The organism is Marinilabilia sp., from assembly GCF_016278715.1.
In the GTDB taxonomy this organism is placed as follows: Bacteria; Bacteroidota; Bacteroidia; order Bacteroidales; family Marinilabiliaceae; genus Marinilabilia.
The window spans coordinates 1-22,374 of the sequence record NZ_JADQBH010000311.1 but is presented as its reverse complement, the minus strand read 5'-3'; the positions used below and the strand labels follow the sequence as shown (position 1 = coordinate 22,374).

General features: G+C 42.5%; 18 protein-coding genes. 7 read left to right on the top strand and 11 right to left on the bottom strand.

Going from position 1 to position 22,374, the window contains the following annotated elements; all coding sequences use genetic code 11:
* Positions 1-76: 76 nt before the first annotated feature.
* The gene (locus tag QZZ43_RS18890; protein ID WP_291862559.1) at positions 77-553 is read left to right on the top strand and encodes a hypothetical protein; all 477 of its coding nucleotides are present in this window, start codon (positions 77-79) and stop codon (positions 551-553) included.
* Between the two features lie 215 nt (positions 554-768).
* Positions 769-1,005: a hypothetical protein gene (locus QZZ43_RS18885; protein WP_291862557.1), complete on the top strand. Its 237-nt coding sequence runs from the start codon at positions 769-771 to the stop codon at positions 1,003-1,005.
* A gap of 181 nt (positions 1,006-1,186) precedes the next feature.
* On the opposite strand, the gene QZZ43_RS18880 is transcribed toward QZZ43_RS18885, so the two are convergent.
* The 8 genes from QZZ43_RS18880 to QZZ43_RS18845 all read right to left on the bottom strand — a co-directional run bounded on the left by QZZ43_RS18880 (position 1,187) and on the right by QZZ43_RS18845 (position 10,910).
* The gene (locus QZZ43_RS18880) at positions 1,187-2,500 is read right to left on the bottom strand and encodes a carboxypeptidase-like regulatory domain-containing protein (protein ID WP_291862555.1); all 1,314 of its coding nucleotides are present in this window, start codon (positions 2,498-2,500) and stop codon (positions 1,187-1,189) included.
* A 467-nt stretch (positions 2,501-2,967) separates the two neighbouring features.
* A complete protein-coding gene (locus tag QZZ43_RS18875) occupies positions 2,968-3,204 on the bottom strand; it encodes a DUF3820 family protein (protein WP_291862553.1) in 237 nt (78 codons plus the stop codon).
* Between the two features lie 367 nt (positions 3,205-3,571).
* On the bottom strand, positions 3,572-4,396 hold the full coding sequence (locus QZZ43_RS18870; RefSeq protein ID WP_291862551.1) for an aldo/keto reductase: 825 nt from the start codon (positions 4,394-4,396) through the stop codon (positions 3,572-3,574).
* An 88-nt stretch (positions 4,397-4,484) separates the two neighbouring features.
* A complete protein-coding gene (locus QZZ43_RS18865) occupies positions 4,485-5,378 on the bottom strand; it encodes a glycine betaine ABC transporter substrate-binding protein (protein ID WP_291862548.1) in 894 nt (297 codons plus the stop codon).
* 84 nt (positions 5,379-5,462) lie between these two features.
* On the bottom strand, positions 5,463-6,380 hold the full coding sequence (locus QZZ43_RS18860) for a universal stress protein (RefSeq protein WP_291862545.1): 918 nt from the start codon (positions 6,378-6,380) through the stop codon (positions 5,463-5,465).
* Positions 6,381-6,406: 26 nt separating this feature from the next.
* Complete coding sequence (locus QZZ43_RS18855; RefSeq protein WP_291862542.1) at positions 6,407-8,095, bottom strand: BCCT family transporter; 1,689 nt, start codon at positions 8,093-8,095, stop codon at positions 6,407-6,409.
* 259 nt (positions 8,096-8,354) lie between these two features.
* Complete coding sequence (locus QZZ43_RS18850; RefSeq protein WP_291862539.1) at positions 8,355-9,851, bottom strand: glutamine synthetase family protein; 1,497 nt, start codon at positions 9,849-9,851, stop codon at positions 8,355-8,357.
* A gap of 438 nt (positions 9,852-10,289) precedes the next feature.
* Positions 10,290-10,910 (bottom strand): HAD family phosphatase, encoded by a 621-nt coding sequence (locus tag QZZ43_RS18845; protein WP_291862538.1) that lies wholly within the window; start codon positions 10,908-10,910, stop codon positions 10,290-10,292.
* Between the two features lie 318 nt (positions 10,911-11,228).
* On the opposite strand from QZZ43_RS18845, the gene QZZ43_RS18840 reads away from it, so the two are divergent.
* Entirely contained in the window at positions 11,229-11,795 is a 567-nt protein-coding gene (locus tag QZZ43_RS18840) for a cupin domain-containing protein (protein WP_291862536.1), read from the top strand.
* A gap of 55 nt (positions 11,796-11,850) precedes the next feature.
* Positions 11,851-13,494 (top strand): AMP-binding protein, encoded by a 1,644-nt coding sequence (locus QZZ43_RS18835; protein ID WP_291862534.1) that lies wholly within the window; start codon positions 11,851-11,853, stop codon positions 13,492-13,494.
* Positions 13,495-13,652: 158 nt separating this feature from the next.
* On the opposite strand, the gene nspC is transcribed toward QZZ43_RS18835, so the two are convergent.
* The 3 genes from nspC to QZZ43_RS18820 form a co-directional block, all read right to left on the bottom strand.
* Positions 13,653-14,795 (bottom strand): carboxynorspermidine decarboxylase, encoded by a 1,143-nt coding sequence (gene nspC, locus QZZ43_RS18830; RefSeq protein ID WP_291862531.1) that lies wholly within the window; start codon positions 14,793-14,795, stop codon positions 13,653-13,655.
* A gap of 332 nt (positions 14,796-15,127) precedes the next feature.
* Positions 15,128-15,892, bottom strand: coding sequence for a LytTR family DNA-binding domain-containing protein (locus QZZ43_RS18825; RefSeq protein WP_291862529.1), 765 nt, complete (start codon positions 15,890-15,892; stop codon positions 15,128-15,130).
* 11 nt (positions 15,893-15,903) lie between these two features.
* Positions 15,904-16,929 carry a sensor histidine kinase gene (locus QZZ43_RS18820; RefSeq protein WP_291862526.1) on the bottom strand — a complete coding sequence of 342 codons (1,026 nt, stop codon included), beginning with the start codon at positions 16,927-16,929 and terminating at the stop codon, positions 15,904-15,906.
* Between the two features lie 327 nt (positions 16,930-17,256).
* Here QZZ43_RS18820 and QZZ43_RS18815 point away from each other — a divergent pair, with 327 nt between their 5' ends.
* The 3 genes from QZZ43_RS18815 to QZZ43_RS18805 form a co-directional block, all read left to right on the top strand.
* Entirely contained in the window at positions 17,257-18,540 is a 1,284-nt protein-coding gene (locus QZZ43_RS18815) for a TolC family protein (protein WP_291862523.1), read from the top strand.
* An 84-nt stretch (positions 18,541-18,624) separates the two neighbouring features.
* Positions 18,625-19,650, top strand: coding sequence for an efflux RND transporter periplasmic adaptor subunit (locus QZZ43_RS18810; RefSeq protein WP_291862520.1), 1,026 nt, complete (start codon positions 18,625-18,627; stop codon positions 19,648-19,650).
* Positions 19,651-19,741: 91 nt separating this feature from the next.
* Positions 19,742-22,374 (top strand): efflux RND transporter permease subunit (locus QZZ43_RS18805; protein WP_291862517.1); only part of this gene is annotated, 2,633 nt, incomplete at its 3' end.

The window sequence follows — 22,374 nt, the reverse complement described above, 5'->3', positions numbered from 1 at the left end:
TCTTTTCGGAGTGGACTCAAAGATAGTATTGTGTATGCCGTTTAATAATAATACTGATTTTACTAAATATTAAAAAATGAAAAATATCGAATTAGGAAAAGGTGTTGACAATATTCAATTTGGGATGACCCGTGAGGAATTCAAAAAGATTATGGGAGAGCCCGATGAGATCGAGGTAATGGAAAATGAAGATTTACCTGAAGATAAATCTGAAGCCTGGCACTATGATGAGATTGAACTTTCTGCTTCTTTTGACCAAATGGAAGATTGGCGTCTAACATCATTAGCGGTTAGCTCTGATGAGTACACCTTTGAGGGCATAGACCTTATCGGATTAAGCCAGCAGGAAGTGATGGATCAGATCGAAATGATGGATCTGGGGGATATTTCCATCGAAGAGTTGTCGGATGAAGAAGATAATAGTCAGCAGATTGCTACATTGCTGGAGGTGAGTCTCAATTTATGGTTCGATAACGGGATTCTTTCCGAAATTCAATGGGGCCCTTATTGGGATGATGACGAAGAAGAATTGATTTGGCCTGGTGAAGAATAATATTTCAATTTGCTTCGACAATTATGATTGAAGGAAAGAGGATTAAGAAATTAAAAACGGGGCGGATTTCGATTTTATCGGAACCCGCCTGTTTTGATTGAGGTTATTTTTTTTTGAAGGAAAATAGAAAAAATCGAAAAAAAAAGAACCAACTGTTGTGGTATATTAATATGATTGTATAAATTTATCCCGGTAAACTTCATATTTATAATTGCATGGAAAAGAGTATTTTAAAGGTTGATCCCGTAGCATTTCGTTACGATGATCCCGAGGTTGACGATGAGGATTTCGGTGAAGAGGATGATTATGAGTGGGGTGAGGAAGACCTGGACGATGAGGATCTCGATGTTGAAATTGACGAAGACTTTGATGAAGATTATGATGAAGACTTTGACAATGATTTCGAGGAGGAGGACTTTGATGAGGAGTTCGATGACGATGAAGACATTTAGGGTCTTTTTTTAATCATCAATGTTTTCTGAATGATGATATATTCTTGTTCAGAAAACTTTTATTGAAAACGAATGGTTTGAAATAGTAAAAGGGCGATCCAAAGTATAATTGGATCGCCCTTTTGTAATCAAATCAATTTGTTCTTTTCAGGCATCAATTGTCAGGTAATTGATGGTTTTCTCAGATATCCTCGCGGTTAAGTCTTTTCTGAATCTTCTTAATCACGTTTTCAATGGGTTGTTCAGGTTCTATGACGTTGTAATCACCCCAGAAATCGGGATCCGAAAAACCGGCAACTTCATCTTCCATAATGGCATTCATTTTCAGTCTGTCTGAACCTCTGAAAGGATCATCTTCTGTTATTTCCCAGTCGGTTACTGCCATTTCCAGGGTTGTGTGGTAGTTGGTATTGAACAATTTCCTGCGCCAGTTTACTTTGAAGGAAGCCTGTCCGCGGCTGTAGCCAAAATACCACTTGCCATCTTTGTTTTGCCTGTAATTGACTATGTAAGAGGCCTCCGTGGGATATACCCTTGCTCCGGAAGGTTTTTTGCGTATGAACATTCTGGCTACCTCGTCTTTATCATCAGTATTCATATTGAATACTGCTCTCGTAACGGCCAGGTTCTGAGTGTCAACATAGAGTTTTCCGAAGAAAAGCGGGAGCTTAACGGATGGTTTCTGCTCAAAACTCAAAACGTAAATGGTGCGATCATCAATTCGGGTAATGTTGCTGATTCTGAAATTGTAATAGTCAATCATATCATTGTCAAACAACAAATAGGGGTCTTTCATGATGTCAAGCATCGTAGCGGTGTAAGGGCCTCCCTGCAATTTGAAAGCAACAGTATCCAGTTTCTCATAATCGGTGCTTTTTCTTCCGATGTGCAGTTTTACCCGATCTTCGCGCGGATTATCGTAGGAGAACTTATAAACATCCACTACGGCTTCGGAAAGTGAAACGTACGACCATCCCTTTTTAATGGTTTCCCTGTAGAAAGCTGTCATCTTTGTCGGGTTGGACAAATAGTTTTCATCTCTGCGGTTGAGCACCGCCCTGATAAGCAGATTGGGATCGGACGGGAATACTGATACTTCTACCAACGGTACAGTTATCATTTTCAGTTCGATGGTGTTACGACCATTTCGGAAAGCAGATACCGGGAGATATTTCTTTTCATATCCGATAAATGAAATCCTGATTTGTTCATTTGCTTTGTCTTTGGGAACTTTCAGTGAGAAATTTCCACTTGAATTGCTTACTGTAGCAATGTTGGTTCCCTCAATGGCAACGGTTGCAAATGCCAGTGGATCTCCGGAATCTCCATCTTCAACGGTTCCACGGAGCAAGACAAATTTGGAAGTATCCGGCAACTGTTCTTCTTCTTCAAAAATTGAAGAGGCAAAGGCAGTTGTGGTGGTAATCGAAAGCATGGTCACTATGGCCAGCATGAAGCGAAAACCCTTGCGGTTGTTAATTCTACGTGTTTTCATGGCATTATTTTTTGGTGTTCAATGTTGTACAGAATGCTATTTTAATCGTTGTTAACAGCGATGGATGGTATTGTTCATCCTTTTCAACATATAGACACCAAAATGACAAAAAACCCTTATCGGAATTTTTTTTTTTGAGGTCCCCGGATATTTTTTTTAGACAATTATTGTCAGGTACGTTTCATTCAATAAGTCCTGGTTTGTTTGCAAGAAAAATACACTACTCCTTCCAATCCCATTTTTCCGAAATATGATGACATCGTGAGTGAAAGATAGAAAATGATGTTTAAATTAATATCTCCCCAAAGCGGGGCGTTCTCTTATGCAATGAGCTAAGTCCATTATCCTTAAAAAAAAGATTTCTTTCCGGAAGAAAGGGGGACAGGCTGTTTTGCTTTTAATTTTTTAACGCTATTGCTGTTAGTTTTCCGGATTTTGAACTTTTATTCTCCGGGTTTTCGATTATCTTATCGGTACATCTGCTTCAATGGTTTGAGCAGATATTCCAGTCCGTTGAGTTTTATTTCGTAGATGGTGCCAAGAAGCATTCCCAACTTGCCTTGCGGAAAACCTTTGCCCGACATCCAAACCAGATAGGGTTCCGGGAGGTCACAAATTCTCAATCCTTTGTGTTTTCCGTAGGGCATACGGTTGGTGATGAGCTCTCTAAGTATTCCTGAGTTTATTTCCGGTGTTGATTCCATGGCTTTCTATGGGTTGATTTTGAATAGTACGTCATTGCTGAGAAGAAACTAATGGTGTGTTGATTTGTAAACCTCTAACTTAAAGCTTCAGGTTTCTTCCTTGTCACCGGGATTCTTACATCAAAAAATGCCCGGACATAAGAGTTATTTATGTCCGGGCAAATGTAAAAATTAAAATGCAAATATATTTAACCTGCATTATTTCATGAATTATCTATTACGATGCTCAACTATCGGAAAAATTAAAGCGTCCTCGCCAAACTTGTGTTGAAAATGGTTCACTATTTCCTTCTTTAAATTTTTCTGCGGTTATATTTATCTTTTGATATTGAAGCATTTCATGACAAAAACTCATGAATAATAAAGGTTAGATATTGTCGGGGTGAGGCCCTATTCGCCCGTCACAGTCCAGTGCATCAATGCGCTTCATATCTTCTTCCGAAATTTCGAAATCAAAGATGGAGGCATTTTCCTCAATTCTGTTTTTCTTTACACTTTTAGGGATAGTTACCACACCTTTTTGAAGGTCCCATCTCAGCACTATCTGAGCTATACTTTTCTTGTATTTTTTTGATAGGTCCTTTAAAAGGTCAATTTCAAATGCTTTTCCCTGAATCAGGGGGCTCCATGCTTCATACTGAATATTGTGCTTTTTGCAGAAATCGATTAGGTCTTGCTGTACCAGGTGAGGATGAAATTCCATTTGATTCACCATGGGGACAATTTTACCAGATTCCATAATATCTTCCAGATGATGTTGCAGGAAATTACTGACACCAATGGCTTTAACCCGTCCCTCCTCATAAAGTGTTTCCAGTGCACGCCAGGTTTCAGCATATTTTCCTTTCACCGGCCAGTGCACCAGATAAAGATCCAGGTAATCGGTTTGTAATTTTTCCAGCGATTGGTTAAAAGCCTTTATGGTTTCGTCATATCCCTGGTCGCTGTTCCACACTTTGCTGGTGATAAATATTTCGTTTCGGGGGACGGAATGTGATTTAATGGCATCGCCCAGTCCGTCTTCATTTTCATAAAAAGCGGCGGTGTCGATATGGCGGTATCCAAAATCAAGTTCAGCATGAACGGCATCTTTTATTTGCTCGTTGGGTGTCTGGAAAACTCCCAGCCCCAGATACGGCATCTGGGTGCCGTTGGATAATTCTACTGTGCCTTTTAAATTGCTTATTTTCATATTTCCGATTTATTTTTGATGTTAATCTTTCTGAATCTACCGGGTAAAACAGGCTAATGCCCTTTTTGTTGAATGAAAAACAATTTCTTTACATCACCTTCAATCGTTCGGGTTGCAGGTCTTTGACCCACTTATTTACCACAAATTTGTTTTTTTCCATCCATTGATGAATTCCGTTCAGGGGGTTGGTAGCCATTTTTACCTGGTCTATCAGGTTGTTGAACTGCTTGTCGGTAAGCTGCATACGCTGGAAAAAATCTGTGGCATGAGGATGTTCTTTTATGCTTTCCTTGTTTCCAACAATGTAAATGTGTTCATCATCCGGGAAAATATTGTCAGGGTCTTCCAGGAACCTGACTGCGTAACGATTAAAGATCCAGTGAGGTTCCCATCCGGTAACCACAATTTCTTTTCTTCGTCTGATAGAATCTGCCATTTGAAAAGTCATTTGGTCATCAGAGGATGTAAACAGCTTACTGTCGATTCCGTAATGTGCAAGGGCATTTCGGGTGGAGGTCATAATTCCGGCACCTTCATCTATTCCGATAATTTGAATGGAGTCACCCACCAGATCGGGAATAGAGAAATATTTACTGTATTCGGGAACAACCAGGCCCGTTTTTGAATTTCGGAAAACAACGCTTATGGTATCAATATCGTCTTTATGCTTTTCGAAATACTGACGCTGTGTATGAGGGAGCCATGCATCGGCAAAGAAATCAGCCTGTTTCAGTGCCAGTTCCTGGTAAACCGATTCCACATCTGTAAGCTTTAATTCTACCTTGTAGCCCATTTTTTCCTCCAGTACCGTAGCTGCCAGCATGGTAATAGCGACACTTTCGGTCCAATCGGTGTAATTAAGTTTTACAATCCGTTTTTCAGCATCTTGTTGCGATGGTTTCGAGTAATTACAGGAGACCACCATTCCCGTCAGGGCAATTATCGTAACCCAGATTGTTATGTTTTTTGATATTGGTTTCATAACTTGTTTCTTTGATTGTACGATGCATTTGTTTTTAATGAGTGGTTGTTGAGAACCATTTCTAGCTCCCTGATTAACATCCCATTAATCAAAAATACTTTCAAGAATACCGGCGGATAATTTTTTGTCTTTAACAATTAATACGGGAAGTGATTTCCCGCCACCGGCGAGTTTCTCAGAGGTGTTGTCGAGGATGACATGGGTCAGCCCTGATTTCATTTTGGAACCCGAAAGAATCAGGTCAGCCTGGTTTTGGACAGCTTTGTGATAGAGAATCTGGGCTTCATTACTCTCTTTATCGAGACTGAATTCACAAGGAAATTCTTCTTCTGTTAATTTAAGTTTTTTAAGAATTTTCTGATACTCTTTTTTTCCATGTTTTGTCATCTGTTCAATGAGTTTCTTCTCTTGTTTCTCTGTTTGTTGCGGGAAGTAACTCAAAGGTAATTTGAAAACATTGTGACAGGTGATTTTTGCACCTGTATTTTCTTTTATGGATTGAGCCATCCTTAGGGCTTCAATGGAAATTTTTGAGAAGTCCATTCGCACCCAGATGTGACTGATCTGGTAGGGGGCTGTTTCTGTAATCAGAAGTACTGAAGAGGGAGTGAGACTGGTCACTTTTCGGGTTATACCACCCTCTCCGGTATAGCCAATTTTTTTTCCCATAATGGTCAGGTCCACCTTATTATTTCTGGAATACTTCACAATGGTTTCAGTGGTAATTCCCTGTTTAACAACTAAAGAGTAATCCACTTTGGAGTTAAAAAGTTCTTTTGCTTTTTCTTCCAGTTCCTCCCTTATCAGCTGGTCAACCGGTTCGTTGAATCCCGGAAAAGAAGAGCGTATTTCCTCAGGAATTTCCACCGGATGCATCACATGCATAAAAGTGACCGAAGTGGGAGAGAAGGTATCCACAATAAAATTTGCATATCGAATCAGGAAATCATCCATTTCCGTGAGGTCGAGACAAACGAGTATGTTGTTGAATCTTTTGCTCATAACAATAATTATTTTTAAGGTCAGAATTATTCTTCTTTTTTATTATCGGGTGCTTTAATATCGCCTGTGTCTGTTTTTTTGGCATGTCGTGTAGCTTCACGCTTGCGAATCAGGTCACCAATGACTTTCTGATAATTTTCCCGTTCCCGTTTTTGAATAGCAGATTGCATGATGCCATGTTCTTCTTTCAGGCCTTTTAAAAGACTGAACATCAGTATTATCAGAATTAAAGCAAAAGGGAGACCCGTAATAATCGAAGCGGTCTGAAGTGCTCCCAGTCCTCCACCAATCAGCAGTACTGCTGCCACCGCACCTTCTGTTAATGCCCAGAAAACCCGCTGGGGAACTGGTACATCCAGTTTTCCCCCGGCTGTGAGACTGTCCACCACCAAAGAACCGGAGTCGGAAGAGGTAATGAAGAAACTTGTTACCAGGAGAACGCCAACAAGTGAGGTAATTGAAGCAATGGGATATTGCTCAAGAAGAACATAAAGAGAGGTAGCCACATTTTCCTTTACAGCGGTAGCGATATCTGCCAGAGAATTCAGTTCCAGAAATATGGCACTTCCACCAAACGCTGAGAGCCATAGAAATGTTAGCAGTGTAGGAACAATTAAAACACCCAGCACAAATTCGCGCAGTGTTCTTCCTCTTGAGATACGGGCAATAAACATTCCTACGAATGGTGACCAGCTTATCCACCATGCCCAGTAAAACACCGTCCAGCCATTTTGCCAGTCAGATTGTTGGTAAGTTTCGGTCCAGAAGCTTATTTCAAAAAAACTTTGAACATAATATCCGACATTCTGAGTGAAGGAATCCATGATGAACAAGGTAGGTCCAACAGCAATAATAAATGCCAGAAAGATGGCAGCAAGCACAATGTTTATTTCACTCAGCCGCTTTACCCCGGCATCCAGTCCGGCAACAACCGAAGCCGTGGCTCCCAGTGTGATGACGGTAATGAGAATGACCTGAATTGCTATGGTGTCGGGCCATCCTACCAGGTAAGTGAGTCCGGCACTCACTTGCTGAACACCAAGGCCCAGCGAAGTGGCCAGCCCAAATAGCGTTGCTACAACGGCCAGTACATTGATGGCTTTTCCCAGGGGGCCATTAATGCGCTCTCCCAGTAGAGGATAGAATATGGAGCTAATGGTCAGTGGCAACTTCTTGTTGAAAGTAAAGAAAGCCAGCGCCATCCCTACGAGCGCATAAATACCCCAGGCATGTAATCCCCAGTGCAAAAAGGTGGTTTGCATGGCATGTTTGGCAGCTTCGACGGTTCTGGGTTCTCCTATTGGGGGATTTACAAAATGACTGATGGGCTCGCCTACACTCCAAAACAGAATACCGATACCCATACCGGCACTAAACAGCATGGCAAACCACGCACCTTTTGAGAATTCAGGTTTGGCTTTCGATCCTCCGAGCCTGATTTTTCCGTACTTGCTGAATGCAATATAAAGTACAAAAAACAAAAACAAATTGACAGCCAGAATAAAGAACCAACCTCCCTTGTCTGATATACTGGTTTGGATGGATGCAAAGATGTCATTCATGGGGGCACCGATAGCCAGAGTAACTATGATGAAAGCAAGAATGAGAGTCGCTGAGGGCCAGAAAACCGGTCCGTCAACATCGAAATATTTATTTTTACTAATGAGGTGCTCTTCGCCCTCATGGATGATCGGCGGGGTGTTTTTTTCGTCCATATACCTTTATTTTCTCATTGAAATATCGGATTAATGAGCATTAATATATGAACAATTATAAACAAACCTGGACGATTTCAGGTTTTTTTAATCACAATAATGAGTTTAAAAAAGAATAAACTCAAAATCCCGGTAATGCAAAACTCTTGTTGTCAGAGTGTTGAGGTTAACTCCGATTGCTTTGTAAATAGGTTGCTATCAATTATTAAAAAAAGTGGAACAAGGGGTTGCAACAGCATGCTTCCCTGTTTTAGGCCGGCTACTGACAATGGATGTATTTTATTACCAACTCCCTTTCTTTTTCTTTGTTTTCAGATATCTCATCTCTGATATTCATATCATTGAAATTCTTAAGTCTGTCAACGGTGTGTGTGATAATCATACGTGGAAACACACCGGTGCCAATGAATACGTCCCTTCTGGAATCCAGTCTTTCTGCCGATGCAAAACAGGATGAGGGCAATTGGTTCAGGGTTTTAAAATCAGAAGTGTGAAAGATATTTCCTTTGACGTAGAGGCTTTCTGCCTGCTCCAGGGCATCAGGCATTTCCAGTCCGTGTACTGCAGCAATCAGTAATCCTGCCATAATCAGATGGATATCAGCACTGCCGTCGGGAACCCTGAACTCAAAAGTCTGAGTGTTATTAGAGGGGTTTTCCTTGCTATTTTGAATTACCGGATTTACGATGGCTGCCATATTATTATTGCCTGTCCATCCCAGCGGAATTCTTACCAGTGCCGACCGATTCCGCTCCCCCCAACATATATAGGTGGGTGCTTCCTGATAAGGTACCAGCCGCAGATAGGAGGTAGGCACCGTATTGCCAAATGCCGTAAGGGCATCAGCCAGATCCAGAATGCCGGCAATTATTTTTTTTGTTGTGGCGCTGAGTTGCCCGTTTTCCATTACGATGTTTTGGCCATTTTTGAGCACCATCATGTGAAAGTGCAATCCGTTTCCTGCTTTCCCGGTACTTATTTTAGGCGCAAAACTAATCTCAACATTAAGCTGGTCGGCCAGCATTCTTAAAATCCATTTGGCTATGAGAATCTGGTCGGCTCCCATCTCCGGAGTGGTGGGTAAGAATTCAATTTCATGTTGTTCGAAGGCCTCATTTTCTTTGGTGAAATTTCCCACTTCGGAGTGTCCGTATTTAATCTGTCCACCGCATTCTGCAATAAGCCGAAGCGCTTCTTTACGCATCCATTCGAATTTGGCAAATGGCTCCGATTCATGGTATCCTTTTTGGTCGGTTGCCTGGAACAGGCTGCTTGTGGGACTGTTGACATAATACTCCAGTTCCCCCAGCATTTTCATCTCCAGACCGGTAGTTTTCGTGAAATAATGGGATGCGTTTCTGAGTATGTTTTCAGGAGCCAGTTCCAGTAAGTTGCCTGTGTGGTCGAAAAAAGAACACAATATTTCCAGAGATGGTGTATCAGAAAAAGGGTTTAGAAAAGCGGTTTGGTAGCGCGGAACTACATATAGGTCGCTGCTTCCGGTTTCCATAAATGAGAAAAGGGAAGAACCGTCAACGCGTTCTCCAAAAGTCAGAATCCGGTTGAGGTGTTCGACACTGTGAATAGCAAAGTTTAGGGTTTTCAGCCGACCATCTTCGCCGGGATATCGAAAATTGAGCAATCGGATATCATTGGCGGTCATGTAGTGGATAATGTCCTCCCGGCAAAATTGTTCCGGTTCCTTTTTCAAAAATTTGACCAGCGAATTGGGGCTGAAAATGAATTGCTCTTCCATGATGTTTTCCTTAAAGTTTAAAGAAACAAGCTTGTTTGGACTGTCTCAATACGGAAACTAACTTAAGGATATTGTATCATGAAAAAACTGAGAAACATCAGAAAGAAAGGGGTTTAGAACTTGATTTTTATCATTCTTTGACCTTGAATATTTCGCAGGAATTTAATAATCTGTTGATAGTAAAACATTTGGGGAAAGACGGCTTGAGATTCGGAGTTTTCGGCAACAAGAGTTTTGGGACTATCTTATTGCACAAAGCAAGGGGTTAGGTAAGTAGATGATAGCTATGAGCTACGAGCCAAGAGCTAACAGCTAAGAGCCAACAGCTACGAGCCAAGAGCTAACAGCTAAGAGCCAACAACTAAGAGCCAACAACTAAGAGCCAACAGCTAAGAGCCAACAGCTACGAGCCAACAGCTACGAGCCAAGAGCTAACAACTATTCACTCTCTGTTTCCTGTCCGATAGTAACTTCATAGTATTGAGTAACATCCGTTACCTTCATTCCTGCAGCCCGGGCGGCATTCATTCCCAGAACTCCATCCTCAAAGACCTGACAATTTTCGGGCGCAACACTCATTTGTTCGGCACATCTTAGAAACGTTTCGGGGTGAGGTTTGGGATTGGAGATATCATCGGAGGTAACCAGAATGTCGAAAAAATTATCCATTCCGACTACCCGGAGAATATTTTCAGCAATTTCTCTTTGGCCGCCTGTACCCACCGACATGGGAAGCTTGCCGTGATATTGCCTGATGATTTCAGCCACCGGTTTAATAACCCTGGTTTTTTGAATAGTTGCCCTGAAGATATCCTCTTTTTCTTCACCCAGCTGAACAGGGTCAATGTTTTTATTAAACATTTCATTGAGTTTTTCAACTGTGCCATACAGCGGAATTCCCGCCAGCTCCATAAACAGGTCGATGGTAAAGTCAATACCCTGTTTTTTTAAGGTTTCCCGCCAGGCGATATAATGTGCCGGCATGGTGTCCGCAATGGTTCCGTCAAGGTCGAAAATCAGTCCTTCTATTCCGGGGTAAATCTGAATGTTATTTTGCATATTGATGTTGTTCTGTATATGTTCGGCAAAGATAAGAAATTGGCATCAGTACTCCTGTTATCCGGTCATTAATTGGTGTTAATGTTTATCAAACCCTGCTGTTTTGCTTATGAATAAAAACAAAAAAGCCTAAAATCTTGTATGTTTTTTTAAAAAACACTTCTTTTGAAGACAATTTGTCAATAATCCGTCATTGCCGACAATCTGAGGCAATTTCAAATTAGTTGGCATTTGTCAATAACCAGATATCTGCAGAAGAAGCCTGATTATTTCAGTTTGTCTTCTTAATGAATCAGACCAATAACTTAATAGAAGAAAATGATGAAACCCGGAGAGAAAATCAGATTACAAAGAGAGGACAAAAAACTCGACCTCAAAGAAACAGCACAAAGAACACAACTGGACGAAAAACAGCTTGCCAGGATTGAAGCCGGCGAAGTATCTCCTTCTTTGGGCACCCTTATCAAGCTGGCCCGGGTGTTTGGTGTTCGGTTGGGTACCTTTCTCGACGACCAGCAGGAAACCGGGGCTGTGGTTACCCGAAAAGGAGAAAACGGACCTACTGATAATATGAATGCCGCCGGATCGCAACCCCGGGAGAATTTAGCCTTTTCGTCTTTGGCCAGACAAAAAAGCGATCGCCACATGGATCCGTTTTTAGTTGAAGTGGAGCCTGGAGTTGAATATGATACAGGCAGTTCATCCCACGAAGGGGAGGAGTTTATGTATGTTCTACAGGGAAGCGTGGAGGTTACTTATGGTAAAGAAAAATATGAGTTGAAAGCAGGGGACACCATTTATTACGATTCTATTGTTGACCATAAGGTGAAGGCCATTAATAATGAAAAGGCGCTGTTGCTGGCTGTCGTTTACCTGCCCGTTTAGGACAGTGGCTATGTGATTCCTTAATGTTTTTCAACTCACCCGAAATTTTTTACTTATGTCTTTTCAATTAACTGAAGATACGCTTGGCGGCTTACTGGAAAAGTGGGCTGAGGAAATGCCCGGACACGATTTTATGGTCTATCCCGACCGGGGACTCAGATTCTCGTACAGTGAATTTAACGAGCGGGTTGATAAAATGGCCAAAGGTCTGATTGCCATTGGCGTAAAAAAAGGCGATAAGGTGGGGATCTGGGCTAATAATGTGCCCGACTGGACTACCCTGATGTTTGCGACCGCCAAAATCGGGGCTATTCTGGTTACCATCAACACCAACTATAAACTGGCCGAACTGGAATTCCTGATTAAAAACGCAGACCTTCACACCCTTTGTCTTATCGATGGTTATCGTGACAGCGACTATGTGGATATGCTGTTCAAGTTGGTGCCCGAATTAAAAACCTCGCAGCGGGGCCATCTGAAAAGTGAAAAATTTCCCCAACTGCAGAATGTAATGTTCCTGGGGCCCCAAAAACACAGGGGAATGTATAATACTCCGGAAGTGCTTACTTTGGGAACACATGTGGAGGATGCTGTACTTTTGGAACGAAAGCAGCAGGTTACCTGCTACGATGTGGTAAATATGCAATATACTTCCGGAACCACAGGGTTTCCCAAAGGTGTTATGCTGACTCATCACAATATTGTAAACAATGGAGTGGGTGTGGGTGACAATATGAAATATACTCCTGACGACCGTCTGTTGTTGTGTGTACCCCTGTTTCATTGCTTTGGTTGCGTACTTGGGGTTTGTGCAGTTATTACCCATGGGGTGAGTATGATTATTACGGAGGATTTTGACCCGCTGAAAGTGCTGGCAGCCGTGCAGAAAGAGAAGTGCACTTCTATCTATGGCGTACCTACCATGTTTATTGCTGAGCTCAATCATCCGATGTTCGATATGTTCGACCTCTCTTCGCTCAGAACGGGTATTATGGCAGGAGCACTGTGCCCTATTGATACCATGAAAGAGGTAATGACCAAGATGCACTGTGAGGATATTATTATTGTTTATGGTCTGACGGAAACATCGCCCGGAATGACCACCACCCGTACCTTTGATGAACCCGAAATCCGGGCTACTACAGTTGGGAAGGAACTTCCCGGTGTGGAAGTGAAAATCGTTGATCCGGAATCGGGCAAAGAACTGGGCCCCGACCAGCAGGGCGAAATATGCTGCCGGGGCTATAATGTGATGAAAGGCTATTACAACAATGCCGAGGCCACCGAAAAAGCTATTGATAAGGAGGGATGGTTGCACTCGGGCGACCTGGCAGTGAAAACGCCTGATGGTTTTTTCAAAATTACCGGACGCATCAAAGACATGATCATTCGTGGAGGAGAAAATATTTATCCCCGTGAGATAGAGAACTATATCTACAACATGCCTGAGGTGGAGATGGTTGAGGTGGTTGGACTTCCGGACGAGAAATATGGTGAGATTGTAGGTGCTTTCGTGAAGCTGAAGAGTGGGAAATCGCTTACGGAAGAAGCCGTTCAGGATTTCTGTCGCGGAAAAATTTCCCGTTACAAAATACCGAAACATGTGTTTTTTGTGGATGATTTCCCCAAAACTGCCAGTGGTAAGATTCAGAAATACAAACTCCGGGATATGGGGACAGAACTTGCTCAGGTAAAATAAGGTTTAAAAAGGAAGAGGTTCGAAGTGGGAATCAAAAAATAAACAGGGTGCACTCTCAACGGGTTTATTCCAGAATGTACCTTTAAACCCAGAACTCAAGTCTCAAAACCCCAAATTTTAAAAGTGCACCTGGGGGGATTTAGGGGGCCCCGGAACCCTCACCCCATTCTCGACTTATAATCCTCATAATCAAACTCACGGACCATCGTCAAACCTTCTGTATCGTTCCAGAATGCAATGGAGGGATGTGGAACTCCGTTAAACATGGTGGTTTTTACGATAGTGTAATGAATCATATCCTCAAAAATAACCCGGTCGCCTGGTTTTAGTGGTTCGTCGAAAGACCAGTAACCCATAAAATCGCCGGCCAGACAGCTGTTGCCTCCCATTCGGTAAGTGGGTAATCCTTTTACGGGCTCGTGATGGGCTCCTCTTATTTTTGGCTTATAGGGCATTTCCAGGCAGTCGGGCATGTGGGCTGTGAAGCTAACATTCAATATGGCTGTCCGGATGCCATGGTTCTCTACAATATCTACCACCTCAGAAATCAACACTCCGGTTTCCCATGCAAAAGCACTACCGGGTTCCAGAATGATGTGCAAATCCCATTTCTCTTTGAAGGTTTTCAGGATTTTTATAAGATGTTCCACATCATAATCTTTGCGGGTCATCAGGTGGCCTCCGCCCATATTGAGCCACTTTATCTGTTTCAGCTGCTTCCCGAATTTTTTCTCCACATTCTGCAATATTTTTTCCAGTTCATCGCTTGACGATTCGCACAAGGCATGAAAATGCAGGCCTTCAATACCTTCAGGAAGCTGGTCGGGCATCTCATCGGCAATGATTCCCAGTCGTGACCCGGGAGCGCAGGGGTTATACAAATCGGTGGAAACCTCTGAATACTCAGGATTGATGCGGAGGCCTGGAGAGACATGCTGGTTGTAGTTCTTAAGCGTCTCTCTGAACCGTTTGTACTGATTGATGGAATTGAAGGTAATGTGACTGCTGTATTTCATGATTCCGGGAAAATCCTGCTCTGTGTAGGCGGGACTGTAAGTGTGTGCCGGGCTTCCCATCTCCTCAAATGCCAGGCGTGCCTCGTGAATGGAGCTGGCTGTTGCTCCCGATATATATTCCCGAACAATGGGGAATGCCGGCCATAAGGAAAAGGCCTTGAATGCCAGGATAATTTCGATCCCGGCCCGGTCGCGGACATTCTTTATAAGTTCAAGATTTTTGCGCAATAAAGCCTCCTCCATAACATAAGCTGGTGAGGGTACCTGATGGATATCTATGCTCATCTTTATATTTTTTTGTTGAGGACAAATATAGTTGAGAATAGTTTGTTGGCAAATGGTTTTGTTTGGAAAGGGAAGCCGGGTTGTATCATATGATTTCGATGAAACGAGAATGGCAGGGAGTACCTCAATGAAACATAAATTAGTTATTTCATGCGAGTTCCATCCGACCTTTTAAAAAAAAATTATACGGATGAAAGGGCAGGTTGTTTTTCTGGTTCCCTTATGTAAAAAAAAGGATACACATTCCATTAAATGAAGCATGGGAATGCGCATAGCACCCGGGTTCAAATCTCATGTATTTTTAATGAACTTAACATCCCGATGGAGGGATTCTATTTTTTCCCCGAAAAATGACTGAGCAATCTCGGCTTCATGGACTTACTTACCGAAATGGTATGCTCGCCAACCTTTACCAGATTCCCGTTGATTTCTGTAATTTTATCCAAAGCGACAATATAGGATTTGTGGATGCGTATAAACCGTGTGGCAGGTAGTTCCTGTTCCAGTTTTCGAAGCGAAAAAAGGCCCATATACTTGGCGGTGTGAGTGTGGAAGGTTACATATTCCAGGGCTCCTTCAATATAGAGAATATCATCATAGAGCAGCTTTACCATTCGACGGTCAGACTTGACGATAATAAAATTATTTTCGTCACCTGAATTCTGGATTTTTGGCTCTCTTTTCTCTGCCAAAGGTTCCAGTGCTTTATATTTTTGTTTGTAATTGAGGATAGTGGTGATTTTGTTCACGGCTTTTACAAACCGGGGGAAGGATACCGGTTTTAGCAGATACTCCACCGCATTCACCTCAAAGCCCTGAACGGCATATTGAGGATAAGCGGTTACAAATACGATAAGCGGCCCGTGGGGAACCATCAGATTTTTGATGAAATCCATCCCCGACATATCAGGCATCTCAATATCTGTGAAAATTACATCAATATCGCCATTGGTTATGGTATTGATGGCAGCCATAGGGGTGTCGAAAGAGTCCACCAAATAGAACTGAGGAATTTTTGAAATATAATCGGCCATAAGTTTGCGGGCCAAAAATTCATCGTCTATTACAATGCAGTTGTATTTTCCCGGGACTGTCATTTCGTGCGCCTTTATTTGTTGAGTTTTAAAACTATTTTGTAATTGGTCTCATCGTGGATGATGGTCAGTTCGTGTTTCTTGGGGTAAAGCAACTCCAGCCGGTTTCGGGCATTTTCTATACCGATTCCTTTTTCATGGTTCGGTTTCTTCGCATTTTGCTGAGGTGGTATGCTATTCTCCACGCTAAATTGAAACTTTCCGTTGGCTTGCGAAAGCGAGATACTAACAAATCCGGATTTGTCTTTTTCTATTTTGCTGTGCTTAAAAGCATTCTCCACAAAAGTGACCAGCAGCATCGGTGCAATTTGATAATTTTCATCGTGCGAACCAATATTGAAAGTGATATTTTGTCTTTTTTCGGTTTTTAGCTGCTGAAACTCCAGAAAACTATTTATGTAATCAACTTCCTTATAAAGAGATATGTAGTCCGATTCGCAGTCGTACAAAACATATCTGAGCATGTCCGACAACATGGTGATTTTCTCGGGAGCCGATTTGTCTCCTGTATAGGCCATGGAATAAATATTGTTCAGCGCATTGAACAGAAAATGTGGGTTGATTTGTGTTTTTAAAAATTTCAGCTCACTCTCTGCTTTTTCGCGTTTCAGCGTTTCAATTTCCACATTTGTTTTTTCCTGCTTTTCTACCAGGAATTTGGTCATCGTTACCCAGAAAGCCACCAGGCATAAAATGGAATGAAAAATAAATGAGCCAATCAGGCTGAAATTCTCAGGGGCCAGTGAAGGGTATGAGTCAAGAAAAAGGTATTCCAATGATACCCCGGAGGTTGCAAGTCCCAGGATGAGAATGGTATTGAAAAGTCTGAATTTTGTCTTTTGATGGTCAAGATACCTGGGCATTAAGCTCCTCAGGTTTACCTTGTAAACCACAAACTGCATGGAAGTCAGCACTATGGCATGAAAGAATCCTTTGAGCATACTTAATTGTGCTCCAAGTACGAAGTAAAATAAGGCAAGCATTATCCAAATTACAAAGGAGGGTAATACTTTATACCATTTGGTGAATTGTGAAAACATGGTTTGTCTGTTTTGATTTACGTCCCTGGACAAAATTAAAACATAAAGCCAACTCTCTCATTTTCCCGGCTCATGATTCAATGAACGGACAGGAATTTCAATAATCGGCCAAAATTTTCAATAATCGGACATTTTTTTCAATGAAACGCAATTTTCCTGCTTTAATGGCAGATTATTGAAAACTCTAATAGTTTCCTTGATTCCTTTTTTTTTGCAACTATAACGAAGAGATATTTGTGTTCTTGATTCGAAAGTCTCGTTTTCATTTTCACTGCCAAACTTTCGGCATACAGAATTTAGTGTTGAAATTCAAAATTAGTTTTTAATATGCAAAACAGGATTTTATTTTTTTTGATGGCTTTTTTTCTGGCCGGAGCAGTAAATGCTCAGGAGAATCTTAGTCTTACCCTGGAAGATGCTCAGGAGTATGCTCTTGAACATAACCGGACTATAAAGAATGCCTCTATGGATGTAAAGATTGCGGAGGCGAGTCGCTGGCAAACATTGGCCACGATGTTACCGCAGGTTAATGTTTCGGCAGACTACAGTAACATGTTCGGGTACTCCATGGATTTGGGAAATTTTCAGATATCTATGCCTAATTCCGTTACTTATGGTGGTACTGCATCTGTGGCCATAAGTGGTACGCAGGTAGTAGGTGTTCAACTGGAGAATATTGCAAAAACAATGGCCGATATATCTCTCAAACAAACAGAGCAGGAGGTGACCAATCAGGTAAAGACCTTATACTATTCGGCTTTGGTGATGGAGGAAACTGTAAGTCTGTTGGAAAAAAACCTTGAGAATCTTGAGCAACTTTATGCATATACCCAAAGGTCTGTGGAAGTTGGTATTTCCGAACAAACAGATGCGGATTTGATTTCGGTTCAGATTGCGGCCATGAGCACGAATATCAATTCAACCAAAAGGTCTTTGGAGATGGTGTATAATTCTCTGCGATTGCAATTGGGATTGAAGGCGGATACCGGAATTGGTCTTACCCAGACCATTGATGACCTGATGGCTGTGGAAAAAGCGGTGGCATTACTCGATGTGGATTTTATGCTCGACCGCAACTACAATTATCAGCTGCTTGAGCAAAATGTTACACTGTCAAAGAAACAGGTATCCATGAAAAAATGGGAGTATGCACCCTCCATTCAGGCGTTTTATCAGTATACCAAAAAAGAATATATGAGTGATGAAGCCACCATGAATTCCACCCCTCCCAACATGTTTGGCATTTCTCTGAATATTCCCATTTTTTCCAGTGGCAGCCGCTATAAGGCTGTTCAGGAAGCCCGGCTGGGATATCGTCAGCAGCTTAATACGTTCGACGATACCCGAGAATCGTTGATTATTCAGCATCGCCAGTTGTCTTACAACCTTACCTCATCTTATGAAAGTTATGAGACTCAGAAGAAAAATATGGTGGTTGTTCAAAGAGTATTCGATAATGTGTCTCGCAAATATGAGCAGGGGATGGCTTCCAGTCTGGATGTTACCAATTCAGGTACCGAATTGATTGGGGCTCAAAGTAGTTATGTTCAGGCCCTGCTGGATGTGGTGAATGCTCAGGTGGAACTGGAAAAGTTGTTGAATATGGATTAACAACTATTTAAGGACCATAACAAAAGATTCATGTTGAAAAAAATAATCTATCCAGATCACAGAAAATATAATAAAACTGAAACAATGATGAACCGCTTTTTTATACTTGTAATTACAGGAGGGCTTTCACTGGCAATGTTTAGCTGTGAGGCCGTAACTGAGAACGCTGATGCCAAAAACGAGGCTCAACGTGTGGAAAATGTAAAAGTTACTGAACTTAAAAAAAGTACGGTAATACGAAAAATCGATATCTCCACTACGCTGGAGGGTTACGAGACCGTAAATATTGCACCTTCGTTGACAGGAACTATTGAGCATATCTATGTGGAAGTGGGAAGCAGAGTGAATAAAGGCGATATGCTGGTGAGAATGGATCAGACACAGCTGAATACAGCCAAATTAACCTATGCCAATGCAAAAATTGAATATGAAAGACTGAAGGTGTTGCAAGAGACAGGTACGGTTTCTCAGCAAGCATACGACCAGGCCAAGCTGGCTTATGACCAGGCCAGGGAAAATGTATCGTTTTTGGAACCCAATACTTTTGTGAAATCACCCATTAAAGGAGTGGTCTCGGCCAAAAACTATGAGGACGGTGAATTATTTAGTGGTAATCCCATCATTACGGTTACACAGACTTATCAGTTAAAGGCACTCATCAGCATCCCTGAATCGTATGTGCCTTTTGTGAAAGAAGGAATGGAATTGATCGTAAAACCTGATGTTTATAAAAACCAGGGATTTCCTGCCACTGTTGAGATTGTGTATCCAACTATTGATCCGGCTACCCACACTTTTCAGGCAAAAGTCAGAATTCCTAACAATGAGAATTTATTGAGACCGGGAATGTATGTGCAGACAACCATGAATCTGAATGAGGTGGAAGCCCTGATGGTACCTTTTTCGGCAGTTATGAAACTTACCGGGTCTGATGAACGATATGTGTTTGTCAACGAAGATGGAAGCGCTAAGCGCGTGAGGGTAGAGCTGGGCCAGCGTTTCGATGATTTAATTGAAATTACTTCGGACGAACTGAAGCCGGGTAATCAACTTGTTACAGTGGGGCAGGCGAAGTTGATTGATGGCGTTAAGCTCAATGTGGTGAAGTAATCCTGATTGTTGTTCAAGAAGGATGAGAATAAGGTTTTTGTTGACAATTTCTGAGTGATAATTCATCGTTCTAAAGAAATCTATTTGCAATATGAGTATTTTTAAATCATCTATAGATAAACCGGTTACAACAGCTTTGATCTTTGTGGCCGTGATGGTGATAGGTTTGTTCTCTCTGCAGCAGCTGCCTATCGACCAATATCCTGAAATTGACCCGCCGTACATTTCGGTGATGACTTCCTATCCGGGGGCTAATGCCAGTGAGGTGGAGACCAATGTGACACGCTTGCTGGAAAACAGCCTGAATTCGGTTGATGGCCTTAAGGAATTGATATCCAATTCTCAGGACAATATGTCGGTGGTGACGCTGGAGTTGGAGTGGGGCATGAACCTTGATGAGGTTATCAACGATGTGCGTTCTTACATCGATATGACAAAGGACAACCTTCCCAGCGGTGCGGGTACGCCATTTATCTTTAAGTTCAGCACCAGCTCTATGCCCATCATTATGTATTCTGTCACCGCCGATGACAGTTATGCCGGGCTGGACAAGATTCTCAATGATGTGGTAATTCCCCAGCTTAACAGGGTGGATGGAATTGGAAACATATCTCTGTCGGGAACACCCGAGCGTTACGTTTACGTAGATATTGAACAGGATAAGCTGGATGCCTACAATATTCCGCTGGAGACAGTGGGGAGTGCCATCAGCAGTAACAACCTGAATATGTCGTCGGGTACGGTGAAGATGAAAAAGGAGCAGTACCAGCTTCAGGTGCGTAGTGAATTTGTGGAGAGCTCCGAGATTGAAAATATTGTGGTGACGACTTCATCCGATGGACGTCAGGTATTTGTTCGTGACCTTGCCACTGTACGCGATACCATCAAGGATTTATCGCTCGACGAGAAAATTAATGGACGGGAAGGTGTGCGTGTAATTATTGCGAAACAGTCGGGTGCTAATACTGTGGAGATTTGTAAGGAGGTCAATAAAGAAATGGCCAAAATTCAGAAGCTTTTGCCGGCCGACGTGGAGGTGGATATCATTTACGACTCTGCCGACAATATCAAAGATTCCATCAGCAGCCTGGAGGAATCTATTTTATACGCACTCTTGTTTGTGGTTCTTGTGGTTCTGCTCTTCCTGGGACGCTGGCGCGCCACTTTGATTATCGGGATTACCATACCTATTGCCCTGGTGGTATCGTTTATCTACCTGGCTTTTGTGGGTAGTTCCCTCAATATCATTTCTCTTTCGTCATTGACCGTGGCCATTGGTATGGTGGTGGACGATGCCATTGTGGTACTCGAGAATATTTCAAAGCACATAGAACGTGGGTCCAGTCCAAGGGAGGCAGCCATCTATGCCACCAATGAGGTGTGGGTTTCGGTAATTGCTACAACCATGGTAATTGCTGCAGTTTTTGTACCGCTAACGATGTTGGGCGGCCTGGCAGGAATCATGTTTAAGGAACTGGGGTGGATTGTAACCATCGTGGTGGTAACTTCCACTATAGTGGCTATTTCGCTGACTCCCATGTTGACCTCAAAATTACTGAAGTCACGCAACTTTAAAGTTGATAAACAGGGACACATCATTCAGGAGGAACCCAAACGAAATTGGTATCAGAAATACGTAGTGGGGGCTCTTGATCGCCTTGACAACTGGTATTCCAAGATTTTGCGGTATTCTTTGAATCATAAAAAACTGACACTTTTCATCGTGGTTGCCACGTTTTTCGTTTCTCTGCTTCCGATGTTTCTGGGGCTTATCGGAACCGATTTTATGCAACAGAGCGATCAGGGACGGCTATCTGTCTCGGTGGAACTGAATCGTGGAACCCGGGTGGAAGAAACGCTGAAAACCGCACGTAGGCTGGAGGCTCGTTTTGCAGAGTTGGCACCTGAAATAAACATGATTGCCACCACTGCTGGTTCTCGGGATGAGGCGAGCATCTCTGCTCTTTTTTCTTCATCGACCAACAGTAAAATTGCGATGACTGTAGTGCTGAAGAATAAAGACGAACGGGAGCGCAGTGTGTTTGAAATTGCAGAGGTTTTCCGGCAGGAGATGTCGAAGTATCCGGAGATAATTGACTATCAGGCCAGCGTTTCCAGTGGCATGGGGGGCGAAGCCTCAACTGTGGATGTGGAAATTTATGGTCACGACTTTGATAAAACAAATATTCTGGCCGAAAAAGTGCAACGCACCATCAGGGAGAATGTGACGGGTGCCCGTGACATTGTCATTAGCCGGGATGAAGACCGCGCCGAATTGAAAATAAATGTGGATAAAGAGAAACTGGCCCGCCATGGTTTGAATGCTGCTAACGTCGCCTCTATGGTTTACAACCGGGTAAAAGGATTGTCGGCCAGTTTCCTGAAAGAAGATGGGGAGGAATATCCTATCATTGTTCGTATGGAGGAAGATGACCGCAATTCTATATCCGACATTGAGGCCCTAACGATTTCCACAGCCAATGGCAGCATAAAACTGAGTGAAATTGCAACGGTTGAAGAGTACTGGTCACCTCCAACCATTGAGCGAAAGAGCCGCCAGAGAATTGTAACGGTTGCCGTTACGCCTTACGAGGTTTCTCTGGGTGAACTTGCTGTCGAAATGGAAAAAGCTATGGAGTCGGTTGATGTACCGCAAGGTGTAACCCTTCGTTTGGCAGGTGACTACGAAGATCAGCAGGAGACATTCGGCGATATTGGTTTGTT

What these genes read in the sequence shown, in the direction of transcription:
- QZZ43_RS18855 (WP_291862542.1), bottom strand. Translation starts at nt 8,095, where the DNA reads ATGGACGAAAAAAACACCCCGCCGATCATCCATGAGGGCGAAGAGCAC.
- QZZ43_RS18865 (WP_291862548.1), bottom strand. Translation starts at nt 5,378, where the DNA reads ATGAAACCAATATCAAAAAACATAACAATCTGGGTTACGATAATTGCC.
- QZZ43_RS18810 (WP_291862520.1), top strand. Translation starts at nt 18,625, where the DNA reads ATGATGAACCGCTTTTTTATACTTGTAATTACAGGAGGGCTTTCACTG.
- QZZ43_RS18815 (WP_291862523.1), top strand. Translation starts at nt 17,257, where the DNA reads ATGCAAAACAGGATTTTATTTTTTTTGATGGCTTTTTTTCTGGCCGGA.
- QZZ43_RS18880 (WP_291862555.1), bottom strand. Translation starts at nt 2,500, where the DNA reads ATGAAAACACGTAGAATTAACAACCGCAAGGGTTTTCGCTTCATGCTG.
- QZZ43_RS18870 (WP_291862551.1), bottom strand. Translation starts at nt 4,396, where the DNA reads ATGAAAATAAGCAATTTAAAAGGCACAGTAGAATTATCCAACGGCACC.
- QZZ43_RS18875 (WP_291862553.1), bottom strand. Translation starts at nt 3,204, where the DNA reads ATGGAATCAACACCGGAAATAAACTCAGGAATACTTAGAGAGCTCATC.
- QZZ43_RS18840 (WP_291862536.1), top strand. Translation starts at nt 11,229, where the DNA reads ATGATGAAACCCGGAGAGAAAATCAGATTACAAAGAGAGGACAAAAAA.
- nspC (WP_291862531.1), bottom strand. Translation starts at nt 14,795, where the DNA reads ATGAGCATAGATATCCATCAGGTACCCTCACCAGCTTATGTTATGGAG.
- QZZ43_RS18890 (WP_291862559.1), top strand. Translation starts at nt 77, where the DNA reads ATGAAAAATATCGAATTAGGAAAAGGTGTTGACAATATTCAATTTGGG.
- QZZ43_RS18885 (WP_291862557.1), top strand. Translation starts at nt 769, where the DNA reads ATGGAAAAGAGTATTTTAAAGGTTGATCCCGTAGCATTTCGTTACGAT.
- QZZ43_RS18845 (WP_291862538.1), bottom strand. Translation starts at nt 10,910, where the DNA reads ATGCAAAATAACATTCAGATTTACCCCGGAATAGAAGGACTGATTTTC.
- QZZ43_RS18820 (WP_291862526.1), bottom strand. Translation starts at nt 16,929, where the DNA reads ATGTTTTCACAATTCACCAAATGGTATAAAGTATTACCCTCCTTTGTA.
- QZZ43_RS18850 (WP_291862539.1), bottom strand. Translation starts at nt 9,851, where the DNA reads ATGGAAGAGCAATTCATTTTCAGCCCCAATTCGCTGGTCAAATTTTTG.
- QZZ43_RS18825 (WP_291862529.1), bottom strand. Translation starts at nt 15,892, where the DNA reads ATGACAGTCCCGGGAAAATACAACTGCATTGTAATAGACGATGAATTT.
- QZZ43_RS18860 (WP_291862545.1), bottom strand. Translation starts at nt 6,380, where the DNA reads ATGAGCAAAAGATTCAACAACATACTCGTTTGTCTCGACCTCACGGAA.
- QZZ43_RS18835 (WP_291862534.1), top strand. Translation starts at nt 11,851, where the DNA reads ATGTCTTTTCAATTAACTGAAGATACGCTTGGCGGCTTACTGGAAAAG.